Consider the following 13,100-nt stretch of genomic DNA (forward strand, 5'->3'; position numbering starts at 1 on the left):
ATTGCCGGCGACTATCGCGTTGGCGGTGGTACTGCTGGCCAGTTTGCTGATTACAGCGTCGCCAAAATTGGATTTGCCCTTTTACGTCCCCACGTGGCAGGAGATTTTCTCGGCTGTGGATTTGGAAAGCGATCACGCCACCAATGTGCCGGACGGTCAATTGGGCGTGCACTTTGTGGACGTAGGGCAGGCTGACTGTACCCTGCTTCAGTATGGAGAACACGCCGCTTTGGTGGATGCAGGCAACAATGCCGATGGACCGGCGGTGGTACAGTATCTGGAGGATGCCGGGGTGACTAAATTGGACTTTGTCATTGGGACGCATCCCCATGAGGATCATATCGGCGGGCTGGACGACGTCATCAATCACTTTGACGTGGAAAAGGTCATCCTGCCGCAGGTGCCGGATTCCATCGTCCCCACCACCAAAACCTATAAGGACGTGTTGGAGGCTGTGTCCAACAAAGGGCTCAAGATCACCAAAGCGGAAATTGGGGATACTTATTCCATCGGCGAGGCGACATTGGAGATTTTAGGTCCCGCCGGGACGTTTAACGATCTCAACAACGAGTCGGTGATCAGCCGTGTGGAGTTTGGAAAAACATCCTTTCTCCTGACCGGCGATGCGGAAACGGAAGCGGAACAAGCCGTCTTGGATACGGGAGCTAAGCTAAAGTCCACCGTGCTAAAGGTGGGACATCACGGCAGCCGGACCTCTTCGTCCGACGCCTTCCTCGACGAGGTTTCACCCAGCTACGGCGTCATCATGTGCGGTGCCGGCAACGATTATGGACATCCCCATAAGGAGGCGGTCAACCGTTTAGAAGAACATGGGGTCAAGCTTTACCGCACCGACGTAAATGGTACAGTTGTATTTGTCAGCGACGGCAAAAACGTCACGGTTAAGACCCAGAAGGCAGGGTAATGATATGGATTTGTTGATCGTCGATAGGATCGAGGAAAACACGGCGGTGTGCGAGGATGAGCAAGGGAATATGCAGTCGATACCGCTGAGTCAACTACCGGCCGGTGTCAAAGAAGGGGATTGCCTTGTCCGAAAAGAGGACGGTTACCTTATCGACAGGCAGTTGACTCAGCGCCGCCGTCAGGAAATCCTGGATTTGCAGAACTCACTTTGGAACTAGGAGGATCGCCAAATGAAGGCTATCTTGTTTGATTTGGATGGAACGCTCATCAATTCCCTGGGGGACTTGGCCGATGCCTGCAACCATGTGCTGAAGCAAAACGGATATGAACCCCATCCGGAAGAACAATACAATTATTTTGTGGGCAATGGGATGGATAAACTCATTTGGGCTATCCTGCCGGAAGGATCCACAGAGGAGGCGTTTCAGAAAATACGGGAGCAGTATAAAAGCTATTATTTGGCCCATAGTCTGGACCGCACTCGTCCATATGAGGGCATTCAGGAGACGTTAAAGCAGCTAAAAGAGCAGGGATTCCTCCTGGCGGTGGTGTCCAATAAGCCAGATGAGCAATCTCAAAAGGTGGTGAAGGCCCTGTTTGAACCGGGACTCTTTGATCTGGTAGCCGGCAATCGTCCAGGACTTCCTGTCAAGCCTGACCCGGCTCTTCCAAGAGAGGTGTTGAACCGTCTGGGCGCGGATCCTGATAAAAGTTATTTTGTAGGGGATTCGGGTGTAGATATGAAAACCGCCCTCAATTGTGGATTGAAAAGCATCGGCGTAACGTGGGGATTTCGAACCGAAGATGAACTGCGTCAATCAGGCGCATCGCATATTGTGTGCCGTCCCAGCCAACTGTTGGACGTTGTAAAACGGTAGGGGAATGGAATGCCTTTCTCAGGGAATAGAAAGCCGACAAGACCCTGCTGTTCTACAAAAAGGAGGGGCGCAAAATGAAGATGCCGCAAGAAATCGAGACTGCATTCTTTGCGCCCTGCGGGATGAATTGCATGATTTGTTATAAGCACTGCGCCCACAAACGGCCTTGTGCTGGATGCTTTGGAAGCGATGATGGGAAACCGGGACACTGCCGTAAATGTAAAATCAAAGACTGTGTGGAACATAAAGGGATTTCATACTGTTATGAATGTTCCCAATATCCCTGCAAGAGGATACGGGATCTGGAAAAAAGTTACCGTACACGATATGGGATAAGCCTTGTGGAAAATAGCCGATTTGTCAAACAGTACGGGATATCGGCCTTTCTGGAACGGCAGAGGAAAGCGTATTGCTGTCCCTCCTGCGGCGGCGTGATTTCTCTCCACGACGGCTGGTGTAGCCAGTGCCATGCCAAATTTTGAGGGGATGAGGGGAAAAATATTCGATTAAATTGATCCTTGACAAATGACGGCAGAAAACATATACTAAAACTCAGTAAATGCATTGATGGAGAAGGGCGCGCTTTTAGCTTCTCAAGAGAGCCGGCGGGCGGTGTGAGCCGGTGAAGCGGAACGAGAGTCTATCCCTCCTGAGCAGGGATCTGAAACTTTACTGTTCAACCGGTAAGGCGGTAGGTGCCCCCGTAGCAGCTGCGTTAAGGCGGAGGGCTTGTTGGAGCCTGGTGAGTGGATGCGTCTTTGAGACGTGTCAATTTGGGTGGTACCGCGGGTAATGACTCGTCCCAATGTTGGGACGGGTCTTTTTTATACCTAGACAAGACAAAAAATTCCCTGGACGGGTAAAAATAAATCGATAGGAGGCATATCAGGGTGGAGACAAAGATTACCGAGATTGCGGAGCGGGTACGTGCTCTGCGGGATATTATGGACATTTCCCAGGAGGAAATGGCTCAGGTGTGCGGTCTTTCTTTAGAGGAATACCAGAAGCGGGAGGAAGGAAAGGTGGATTTCAGCGTCACCTTTCTTTACAACTGCGCAGGCCGCTTTGGTGTGGATCTGATGGAATTGATGACCGGAGAAACACCTCGTCTCAAGAAATATTCATTGGTGCGCAAGGGGAAAGGTTTGGATGTGAAACGTCGTGAGAGCTTTGTGTATGAACACATGGCTTACAGCTTTGCCAACAAAACCGCCGAACCGTTTTATGTGGAAGCCCCCTATCTGGAGGAGGAACAGAAGAAACCGATTCAGCTTTCCACCCATGAAGGGCAAGAGTTTGATTACATCCTGGAGGGTCAGCTGAAGGTGTCGGTGGACGGACACACGGAAATTATGGGCCCTGGTGACGCCATTTACTACGATTCTGGAACACCTCACGGCATGATTGCAGTGGGCGGTCAGAAGTGTGTATTTCTCGCAGTTGTCATCAAAAATCCGGAAGGGAAGGAATCAGAGACATGCTAAACATCCATCAGCGTTACTGCAAGGAGACTTACGATGAAAACGGCATCCTGTCCAAATTCGAGGCGGTTGTGCCGGAGGACTATAATTTTGCTTACGACGTCATCGACGAGATCGCACGGCAGGAACCGGATCGTCGCGCCATGGTGTGGTGCAACGACGAGGGGGAGGAACGCACCTTTACCTTCGGTGATTTCAAACGGTACAGCGACAAGGCGGCTAATGTGTTAAAAGCTCACGGCATCGGCAAGGGCGATAAGGTGATGTTGGTGCTCAAGCGCCATTATCAGTATTGGTTTGCCATTTTGGCCCTGCACAAATTGGGAGCTATCACCATCCCGGCGACCCATCTGCTGACGAAAAAGGACTTTGTCTATCGATTCAATGCCGCCGGCGTTAAGGCCATTGTATGTACGGCTGATGGTGAAGTGTCTGAACATGTGGAAGCATCCCTTCCGGAATCCCCCAGCGTAGAAGTGTGCTTCCTGGCCCGGGGAAAGAAGGACGGCTGGGTCAGCTTTGACGACGAAGTGGAGGCTGCATCCGATCATTTTGACCGGGTGGCAACAAAGTCCACCGACACCATGCTGGGCTATTTTACCTCCGGGACCACCGGTTATCCCAAATTGGTCACTCACAATTATTCGTATTCGGTGGCCCATATCCTCACTGCGAAGCATTGGCAGAATGTCAAACCCGACGGACTGCATTTTACCTTGTCCGATACTGGCTGGGGAAAAGCAGCCTGGGGTAAGCTCTACGGTCAATGGTTTATGGAAGCCAGCATCTTTGTGTGCGACTTCACCAAGTTCACCCCTGTAGAATTGTTGCCTCTGTTTGGCAAATATCATATCACTACGTTCTGTGCGCCTCCTACCATCTACCGTTTCTTCATCAAGGAGGATTTGTCCAAATTTGATCTCAGCTCCTTGGAATACGCCTGTATTGCCGGTGAGGCATTGAATCCGGAAGTTTACACCCAGTTTTATAATATCACCGGCCTGCGCCTGATGGAGGGATTCGGACAGACCGAAAGTACCCTTCTGGCGGTCAATACCGTGGGCATGATCCCCAAGCCCGGCTCCATGGGTAAATCATCCCCTCAATACGATGTGGACATCTACAACGAGGACGGTACCAGAGCCGACAACGGCGTGGTAGGTGAGATCTGCGTCAAGGTAGGGGATGGCCATCCGTACGGCTTGTTTGAGGGGTATTATAATAATCAGGAGATGACCGATCGCGTTTGGCATGACGGGCTTTATCATACCGGCGACACCGCTTGGCGGGATGAGGACGGTTATCTGTGGTACGACGGCCGCACCGATGATATTATCAAATCGTCCGGTTATCGCATCGGCCCGTTTGAAATCGAAAGCGCCTTGATGGAACATCCGTCGGTACTGGAATGCGCCATCACCGGTGTGCCTGATCCCATTCGCGGACAGGTGGTCAAAGCCACCATCGTGTTGGCTAAAGGGTATACGGCTTCGGAAGAGCTGAAAAAAGAGCTGCAAAATCATGTGAAGAACTCCACTGCTCCGTACAAATACCCTCGTGTAGTGGAATTCGTAGATGAGTTGCCTAAAACCATCAGCGGCAAGATCCGTCGTGTCCAGCTCCGAGATTCAGATAAGAAATAGTTTAGGACTTCTCCAATGGAGTATTTTTGAAAGAGGCGCTTTGATAAATTGTTGCGGCTCGGGTATAATAAAAAGAGTATTCCATTGACCGTATCCTGATCGCCCATAGGAAGGAGCATTTTTTGTGGAAAAAATCACGAGCTTTACCATCAACCATCTGACTCTTCTCCCAGGCATTTATGTTTCCAGGAAGGATCAGGTCGGAGATACTACGGTTACTACCTTTGATATCCGCATGACCCGTCCGAACTTTGAGCCGGTTATGAACACAGCTGAAGTTCATACGATGGAACATCTGGGAGCCACATTTCTGCGCAATCATCCTCAGTTTGCATCCAAGGTTTTGTATTTTGGTCCCATGGGCTGCCGGACAGGATTTTATTTGCTTTTGGCAGGAGACTTTGAATCAGCCGACATCGTCCCTTTGGTGAAAGAGATGTTTGCCTTTATCCGTGACTTTGAGGGAGAAGTCCCGGGAGCCGCTGCCAGAGACTGCGGGAATTTCCTGGATATGAACCTTTCTATGGCCAAATATCTAGCCCGGCGTTTTCTGGAGGGAACACTGGAAAATATCACAGAGGATCATTTAATATATCCGGACTAAAGTGTGAGTCCGGTAGAGAAAAAAGCCTGTTGGAAATTGATTTCCAACAGGCTTTTTTCTCTAATTAAAAGGCAGTTTTCCAAGCGATAAATCCAACCAATGCCGCCTGGAGAAATAGAATCAAAGGGATTCCCACCATAAATTTCGGTTTTCGCGTTTTATGACGGATGAGAAGCATCGTAACCAGCATAGCAGCCGATCCACCTAATGCAGAAACGAGCAGCAACGTCCGCTCCCGAATGCGGCGTACTCCCGGGTGTTTGGAGACGATCTTATCATAACACGTCACAACAATAGCTATCACACTGATGACAGCCAGATAAGCGCAAAGACACTGACCCCAGAAAGGCATAGCACTCACTCCTTTGCAGGCGAAGGGGGGGCGCCGACCGAACAGCCGCACTGAGGACAATACAAGAAATCATTCTGCAGAGGATGGCCGCATCTGGGACAAAAATCCTTGTCCGGCTCAGTAAGAGAACGGAGATGGCGCACCTCAATAGCGACAAAGTGTCCCTGACGCCAAGCATTGCCCACCGCAGGGTCCAGAGCGAACAAAGAGGAGCAGTTACAGCACAAAGCTTGATAGTGCTTATGAAATTTAGCCACCGGGATAAAAAACAATTCAAAGCTATCGTAATCCCGATAAAGCTGAAACACCGACTCCTTTTTGCAGTGGGGGCAGGACAGAGTAACCTTTGCGATAGGTTCCATTTTCTGATTGATCCCAAAGTTCCCAAAAAAGAACATAATCTTCACCTATGTTTATAGTATAATCAAAGACAAGGTTTGTCAATGCTTTTGCAAAGAGAGTGAATGGCTATGAAATTAAGTGAAATACGAATCTGTGCTGTTTTACTGAGTGTTCTGCTTGTGCTGTCCGGCTGCGGGACGCTGGGACAAATCCCATCGTCGCCGGACGAAGGAATATCCAGCGGAACTACATGGCCTATCGGTGCAGGCGGGGATGAACAGAGTATCGATACCCAGTTCCCCCAGTCGGCGTTGCTGACGTCGTCGGCTGCATCGCAGGAGGACCAGGCCATCCAAGCGACGCCATCCCAGGAGCTAAGAGGGATTTGGATCTCTTATACCAATCTTCAAATCAAAGGGCTGGATCAAAACGGTACCAAAGCCAGGATGGACGAGATCATGGCAAACGCTAAAAATTTTGGATTTAATGCGGTGTTCTTGCAGGTGCGGCCCTATGCCGATGCCATTTATCCATCCGACTATTTCCCCTGGTCGGATCTGGTGACGGGGGAACAAGGGAAAGATCCAGGGTTTGACCCTTTGGCGATAGCGGTAGAAAGCGCTAGGGCAAACGGACTTGCCATTCATGCCTGGATCAATCCTTACCGCATCCAAGTCAATATCGAGGGCGGGACGCAGCCTCCTGCTTTGGCGTCCGAAGGGCCATATAACCAATGGGTACAGGACGGCCTAGTGGTAGAGTTACCCAGCGGGCGTTATTTTAATCCGGCTATGGATGGAGTCAAACAGCTCATTGCCAATGGTGCGGCAGAAATCGTCCAGAAATATGGAGTGGACGGCATCCATTTTGACGACTATTTTTATCCCGATGATTTTGGCGAAAGCGATGCAGCACAGTATGAAGCCTATCAGCAGGGCGGAGGGGATTTGTCCCGGGATGATTGGCGACGTCAGCAAGTAAACGATATGGTTAAACTGGTGCATGACACCGTTAAAGCAGCCAAAAGCGATTGTCTGTTTGGCATCAGTCCGGCCGGGAACATCGATAACAATTATGCGGCAAAATTTGTAGATGCAGCCAAGTGGGGGAGTGAAGAGGGATATGTGGACTATCTTTGCCCCCAGCTTTATTATGGGTTTCAAAACAGCAGTATGCCGTTTGAACAAATGGCTGATCAATGGAGCAAGCTGGTGACCTCTCCCAACGTGAAGCTCTACATTGGCCTTGCAGCCTATAAGACTGGGGAAGAGGACATCTATGCCAAAGAGGGGAAAGAGGAATGGCAGCAAAACAGCGATATTCTATGCCGAGAAATTGAGGCGTCCCGACAGCTGGCTGGCTATGGCGGGATGATACTCTTCCATTACGACGCGGTATTTGATCCGGCGCCAGGGGAGATCCGAAAGCAAGAGATGGAATCGGTAAAAGCACTGTTTGCACAGCAATAGATTTTAACAAAACCCCCGTCCATTATTTTGGACGGGGGTTTATTCAACGTTTACACTTTACGTGTATCAAATAAGAAATCTAATGGCCTTTGTGTTTTTTCTTTTTCTTCTCCTGCCTTATCTTATATTGACGTTGTTTTTCAGCCTCTTTGTCTTCTCGGCTTTTGGACTTTCTCTGAAATTTCCCTTGTTCGTGCTGGAGTTTTAACGCTTGTTGAGCTTTGGTCCCTATGCCTCTCTCCTGGAGTTGGCTGTGGATTTCCCGCTGTATCCGTTTGGGATTGGAGTGCCGCTGTTGCGCAACGTCCGCCTGGATGGGCGGACTAAAATTCAGATCACCCCAATGACGCAGTAAAAAATCATACACTTGATAATCCTTGGGTTCAGACCCAAATGTGATTTTACATACTTCATAGTTACCGCAAAAGGTGCGTTCGTAGATCCCAATCCAAAAAGGCTGTTCAAAGAGGATTGTCAATTTGCTGGAAACATTCATACTATCCGCCCAATTTAAATTGTGTCTCGAAATCGTCGAGCCATTGTAAAAGGGAATTGTAAAGCAGCTGCTGTTGTTTAAATACCGTTTTACCAACTAGGGGGATGTCCCTATAGAGATCGGCGTACTGACGATTCTCCTGCGATGAGGAAGTGATTCGATTCCGAAGTTCATCTATAAGTTCCAAAGCTTTGTCTTTTTCTATTTTATTCAAATTGGTGATGACCACATTAAAATCAAAGACAAAAGATACAGGTTGATCGACACAGTCCTTCATCAGCTGGAAGAAACAGGATTTTCCTTCGTCGGTGATGGAATATACTGCTTTTTTTGTAAATTTACTTCCCTTTTTCACTTGGCTTTTCAAATATCCTTTTTCCTTCAGCTGATGAACCTTTTTATAGATAGAAGGAATGCTGATTTTTGTCCATCTGGAAAAGTGATGGTATTCGATATCCTTTTGAATTTCATAAGCGCTTTGCGGTTTCTCTAGTAGCATACCAAGTATGACCAAATCAATGGATGACATAAACATTTCCTCCCCCTATTACTATAAAATATATTACTATAATTTATAGTAATAGTCAATCCCTCCTAGAGTTTTGGGGAAGAGAATACCATTAAGACTTTATTAAGACGAAAGAAAAATGTAGGCATTATTGTAAAAGAAAACACCTGATTTTGGTAAGGTATTTGAGAAAATAAGACAAATTTGGCTTTGACAAGCAGAAGAAAATGTGATAATATGGAGGATGTTAAAGAAATTGATTCCATCAGGTAAATAAGTAAAATAGATTTCCTGGTAAAAAGATCTATTTTATCTTTTTACGGAACGCAAAGAAGAAAAGAAAGCATTCTTGCGGTCGGACGGTGCTTTTTAAAAAAGAAACTAATTCCTGGTTTTAGCGTCTAAAGGGGCAGGTACTGATGTATAGGATTGTAAAAAGATGTTTGGATTTTGCTCTTGCTTTCTTCTTGGTGCTTTTAACCCTTGTGCCAATGGGGATTTTATATGTGTTGATACATCTGGAAAGCAGCGGTTCTCCAATTTTTGTCCAGAACCGGACGGGTTTGCACGGCAAGGTGTTTCACATGTATAAATTCCGAAGTATGGTGGCGTCCAACGACATTTATGATTTTAAACAAGAGAATAAATACACAAAACTGGGTAAAATCTTGCGTAAAACTTCCCTGGATGAATTGCCCCAGCTTTTCAATGTCCTAAAGGGGGACATGTCCTTTATCGGCCCAAGGCCGTGGATCCCCGACTATTATGAACGATTCAATGAAGAACAGAAGCATAGGGTAGATGTTTTGCCTGGTATCACAGGTTTAGCCCAGTGTAAAGGACGCAATAACATTCCTGTTCAGGAAAAAATCAGTTATGATTTAGAATATGTGGATCATCTATCTTTTGGAATGGATCTCAAGGTGTTTTTCCTAACCATGAAAGCCTTGTTTACCAAAGAGGGAGCGGATCTTCCCAAAAGCGGCATCCATGAGGAACTGGTAGCCCTGGAGCGCCAAAATAGAAAGGAAACAGGAGAAGATCTGATTGCAGTATAAGGCAGTGGTACTATGAAGGTATTAATGATTGCCCCAAAAACCAGTACGTTTATCAACTTCCGGGGCGATTTGATTCGGGATATGGTAAAGCACGGTTGTGAAGTGGTGGTAGCTGTACCGGAATCAGGATACGAAACGGTTTTTGAAAAACTGGGAGCGAAACAAAGATTAATTCATTTGGAAAAGAATTCGTTGTCGGTGTTTGGCAGCCTTTCTTATATGACCAATCTCAAACGGATTATGAAGGAGGAAAGGCCGGATAAGGTCTTTTCTTATACGATAAAGCCGGTGATCTTTGGATCATTGGCGGCGAAACTGGCAAAAGTTCCGGAGATCTATTCCATGGTGACAGGGCTAGGATACCTTTATGCGGTAGACAGTGCAAAGACAAAGTTGTTGCGCGCCATTTGTGGAATGGGATACCGGCTGGCTTTTCATTTTAACAAAAGAGTTATTTTTCAAAACAAAGATGATATTACAGATTTTGTGAAACGTCATTATTTAAAAAGGGAAAAGTGTTGCCTTGTAGACGGAAGCGGCGTCAATTTGGAGATCTTTAAGCGCAATGCTTTACCGGAGGACAATCACTTTTTAATGGTATCCCGCGTCCTAAAACAAAAGGGAGTGTTGGAGTATTTCGAGGCGGCCAAAATGGTCAAAGAGGTGGAACCCGAAGCAAAATTCACTTACATCGGCGCCATCGATCAAACCAGTTATTCCGTGAAGATGGAGCAGCTTGTTCCCTACATTGAGGCTGGTATTGTGGAGTACATTCCGGAGACCAATGATGTGGCCAAGTACCAATCGCAGGCCCGTTTTTTTGTGTTACCGTCTTATTACCGGGAAGGCATCCCGAGGACATTGTTGGAAGCTTTGGCGATGGGTCGTCCGATCCTGACTACGGATACGGTGGGCTGTCGAGAGGCGGTAGAGGATCAGGTTAACGGCCTGTTTGTCAAACCGAAGGATGCCAAAGATCTGGCGGAAAAGATGCTGTGGATGATGAGGCATCCAGAGGAATGCATCAAGATGGGCGAAGCGGGGTATGAGCTTTGCAAACGCCGTTTTGATGTGCGTATTATCAATCGAGAAATGCTTTCTTTTATGGAGATTTAAAAAGAAGATTCGATATGTGAGCTGACCCCCTTGATCCGGATTGGTGGAACAAGGGGATCAGCTTTTTCTCCACATTTGAGGAGAAGGACAATTTCCAGAGTCTGGAACTGACTATTGTATTATAGCGGCAAAAATGATAAAATGAAAAAATAGGAATTTGAGAGGACGGGTTTACTTGAGCCGCAAAAAATGGGTTTTAGCCGGTTATAATAAACAAATAGCCAAGGAGTTGTATGGATCCAGCCAGTTTTCGGAGATCCTCAGCATCCTTCTAGCCGAACGCGGCTTTACCGATGCACAAAAGGCTGGGCAGTATTTAACCTGTCAGGCAGATTTGTGTGATCCGTTTACTCTTCTGGATATGGACAAAGCAGTCCAGCGTATTGAGCGCGCTCTGGATCAATTTGAACGCATTGCTGTTTATGGCGATTACGATGCGGACGGCGTGACAGCCACTGCTCTGTTGTATCAATATTTGTCGTCCCGTGAAGCCGACGTGCTTTACTACATTCCCGAACGGGAAGGAGAAGGATATGGCCTTCACGCTTCTTCCATCGATGCCCTTCATGAACAGGGGGTATCGCTCATCGTCACAGTGGACAACGGCATTTCAGCCCTGGATGAGGTAGCCTATGCGTCATCCCTAGGCATCGATGTGGTCATTACCGATCATCATCAGCCGGGGGATGTATTGCCACAAGCAGTTGCAGTGGTGGATCCCCATCGGATAGACTGTCCCAGTCCATTCAAGGATTTTGCCGGCGTAGGGGTGGCGTTTAAACTGGTACAGGCTTTGGAGGGCGAAGATCCTTCTATGGCTCTCGATCAGTATGCCGATCTCATTTGTATCGGTACCATTGGGGATGTGGTGCCTCTCACAGGAGAAAACCGGGCGTTGGTGGGCCGGGGCCTGAAGGATCTGACACAGGGTAGCCGATTCGGGATCCAGGCAATGCTGGACGCTGCAGGCCTCGGTGGACGGGAGTTGACCGGAGCGAATGTAGCGTTTATTTTAGCTCCCCGCATCAACGCCGCCGGACGAGTGGATTCTCCTAAGCTGGCGGCGCGTCTGCTGCTGGCGGAGGACGAAGAGGAAGCCGAAGGGTTAGCCTTTCAGCTCGAGGATGCCAATCGTAAGCGCCAGCAGATTGAAGGGGAAATTTCCCTTGAGGTGCAGGAGATGCTTACCAAAGAGCCGGAACGTGCCTTGGATCGGGTCATTGTTTTGGCCGGGCAAGGATGGCACAAAGGAGTTATCGGCATTGTGGCATCCCGACTAGTGGAGCAATATGGCCGGCCGTGTATCCTCTTGTCCATAGAAGGGGATACCGCCCAAGGTTCAGGCCGCAGCATTGCTGGATTTTCACTTTACAGGGCTTTGGATCAAAGCAGCCAGTATCTTCTCCGCTTTGGTGGACACACCATGGCGGCAGGAATGACATTAAAGGTCGATCAAGTGGAGTCCTTCCGGCAAGCTGTCAACGACTATGCGGCTAGTATAGAGCCATTTCCCATTCCAGAATTAAAACTGGATTGCCGATTGAGGCCGTCGGCGCTGTCCATCGAGGCCATCCGGGATTTGTCCATGCTGGAACCCTTCGGTTCAGGCAATCCCAAACCGGTGTTCGGATTATGCTCTATGCGTCTGGAGGAAGTCCAACCTTTGGGCGGAGGCAAACATGTACGTATGCTCTTATCCCGGGATGGGCACACCGTATCGGCCGTGCAGTTCCGCGAAGAATTCGACCGGTTCCCTTATCAGGTGGGAGAGGTACTGGATGCGGCCGTCCAACTGGAGGAGAACCAATACCGCGGTGATGTGAGTTTATCGGTGTTTGTCAAAGACATCCGTCATCACGGCTTGGATGTAGTAGCCTATTTGGAACAAAAACGAGTGTACGAGCGCTATCGACGCGGTGAAGAGATGGCAAAAGAACAGTGGATGGTCCTGTATCCCAAAAGGGAGCAGATGGCCAAGATTTACCGTTGTCTGCGGGCTATAGGACAATTCTACGGCCCCTGCGATATTCTGTGGAACCGTCTGGAAGGCATCCACTGTGCGACGTTGTTGGTGGCGTTGGACGTCCTGGACGAGATGGGATTGTTGAACCATTCGCTTTCAGGTGATATCCTGGAAGTACAGATGAATCCGGCTGATCAAAAGGTGGATTTAAATCAATCGATTATTTTGAACCAGATGAAAAACCATGCAGAAGTGAGGTGAGC

General features: G+C 48.3%; 15 protein-coding genes. 11 read left to right on the forward strand and 4 right to left on the reverse strand.

What is annotated here, in order from left to right:
• Position 1: 1 nt before the first annotated feature.
• From C12CBH8_RS04260 to C12CBH8_RS04290, 7 genes are all read left to right on the forward strand, one after another.
• A complete protein-coding gene (locus tag C12CBH8_RS04260) occupies positions 2 to 925 on the forward strand; it encodes a ComEC/Rec2 family competence protein (protein ID WP_215533615.1) in 924 nt (307 codons plus the stop codon).
• Positions 926 to 929: 4 nt separating this feature from the next.
• Entirely contained in the window at positions 930 to 1,145 is a 216-nt protein-coding gene (locus tag C12CBH8_RS04265) for a DUF3006 domain-containing protein (RefSeq protein WP_215533616.1), read from the forward strand.
• Positions 1,146 to 1,157: 12 nt separating this feature from the next.
• Positions 1,158 to 1,805, forward strand: coding sequence for an HAD family hydrolase (locus C12CBH8_RS04270; protein ID WP_215533617.1), 648 nt, complete (start codon positions 1,158 to 1,160; stop codon positions 1,803 to 1,805).
• A gap of 74 nt (positions 1,806 to 1,879) precedes the next feature.
• A complete protein-coding gene (locus C12CBH8_RS04275; RefSeq protein ID WP_099323385.1) occupies positions 1,880 to 2,287 on the forward strand; it encodes a DUF3795 domain-containing protein in 408 nt (135 codons plus the stop codon).
• 408 nt (positions 2,288 to 2,695) lie between these two features.
• Complete coding sequence (locus C12CBH8_RS04280) at positions 2,696 to 3,289, forward strand: helix-turn-helix domain-containing protein (RefSeq protein WP_090267392.1); 594 nt, start codon at positions 2,696 to 2,698, stop codon at positions 3,287 to 3,289.
• The gene (locus C12CBH8_RS04285) at positions 3,283 to 4,929 is read left to right on the forward strand and encodes an AMP-binding protein (RefSeq protein WP_171846469.1); all 1,647 of its coding nucleotides are present in this window, start codon (positions 3,283 to 3,285) and stop codon (positions 4,927 to 4,929) included. The genes C12CBH8_RS04280 and C12CBH8_RS04285 overlap by 7 nt, the downstream gene beginning before the upstream one ends.
• 124 nt (positions 4,930 to 5,053) lie before the next feature.
• The gene (locus C12CBH8_RS04290; RefSeq protein WP_090267390.1) at positions 5,054 to 5,533 is read left to right on the forward strand and encodes an S-ribosylhomocysteine lyase; all 480 of its coding nucleotides are present in this window, start codon (positions 5,054 to 5,056) and stop codon (positions 5,531 to 5,533) included.
• 64 nt (positions 5,534 to 5,597) lie between these two features.
• Here the strand turns inward: C12CBH8_RS04290 and C12CBH8_RS04295 are convergent, their stop codons facing one another.
• Both C12CBH8_RS04295 and C12CBH8_RS04300 read right to left on the reverse strand, forming a co-directional pair.
• The gene (locus tag C12CBH8_RS04295; RefSeq protein ID WP_090267387.1) at positions 5,598 to 5,885 is read right to left on the reverse strand and encodes a DUF1294 domain-containing protein; all 288 of its coding nucleotides are present in this window, start codon (positions 5,883 to 5,885) and stop codon (positions 5,598 to 5,600) included.
• A 5-nt stretch (positions 5,886 to 5,890) separates the two neighbouring features.
• A complete protein-coding gene (locus tag C12CBH8_RS04300) occupies positions 5,891 to 6,247 on the reverse strand; it encodes a zinc ribbon domain-containing protein (RefSeq protein ID WP_171846467.1) in 357 nt (118 codons plus the stop codon).
• A gap of 108 nt (positions 6,248 to 6,355) precedes the next feature.
• Between C12CBH8_RS04300 and C12CBH8_RS04305 the strand changes: the two genes are divergently transcribed.
• Complete coding sequence (locus tag C12CBH8_RS04305) at positions 6,356 to 7,696, forward strand: glycoside hydrolase family 10-like protein (protein WP_215533618.1); 1,341 nt, start codon at positions 6,356 to 6,358, stop codon at positions 7,694 to 7,696.
• Between the two features lie 79 nt (positions 7,697 to 7,775).
• Here C12CBH8_RS04305 and C12CBH8_RS04310 read toward each other — a convergent pair whose 3' ends face one another.
• Entirely contained in the window at positions 7,776 to 8,192 is a 417-nt protein-coding gene (locus tag C12CBH8_RS04310; protein WP_099323382.1) for a YjdF family protein, read from the reverse strand.
• A 1-nt stretch (position 8,193) separates the two neighbouring features.
• Entirely contained in the window at positions 8,194 to 8,721 is a 528-nt protein-coding gene (locus C12CBH8_RS04315) for a PadR family transcriptional regulator (protein ID WP_215533619.1), read from the reverse strand.
• Between the two features lie 398 nt (positions 8,722 to 9,119).
• Between C12CBH8_RS04315 and C12CBH8_RS04320 the strand changes: the two genes are divergently transcribed.
• The 3 genes from C12CBH8_RS04320 to recJ all read left to right on the forward strand — a co-directional run bounded on the left by C12CBH8_RS04320 (position 9,120) and on the right by recJ (position 13,098).
• Positions 9,120 to 9,758 carry a sugar transferase gene (locus C12CBH8_RS04320; RefSeq protein ID WP_141682417.1) on the forward strand — a complete coding sequence of 213 codons (639 nt, stop codon included), beginning with the start codon at positions 9,120 to 9,122 and terminating at the stop codon, positions 9,756 to 9,758.
• Between the two features lie 12 nt (positions 9,759 to 9,770).
• Positions 9,771 to 10,874: a glycosyltransferase family 4 protein gene (locus C12CBH8_RS04325; RefSeq protein WP_215533620.1), complete on the forward strand. Its 1,104-nt coding sequence runs from the start codon at positions 9,771 to 9,773 to the stop codon at positions 10,872 to 10,874.
• Between the two features lie 175 nt (positions 10,875 to 11,049).
• A complete protein-coding gene (recJ, locus tag C12CBH8_RS04330) occupies positions 11,050 to 13,098 on the forward strand; it encodes a single-stranded-DNA-specific exonuclease RecJ (protein ID WP_215533621.1) in 2,049 nt (682 codons plus the stop codon).
• Positions 13,099 to 13,100 lie beyond the last annotated feature (2 nt).

The organism is Solibaculum mannosilyticum (assembly GCF_015140235.1).
Taxonomy (GTDB): Bacteria; Bacillota; Clostridia; order Oscillospirales; family Acutalibacteraceae; genus Solibaculum; species Solibaculum mannosilyticum.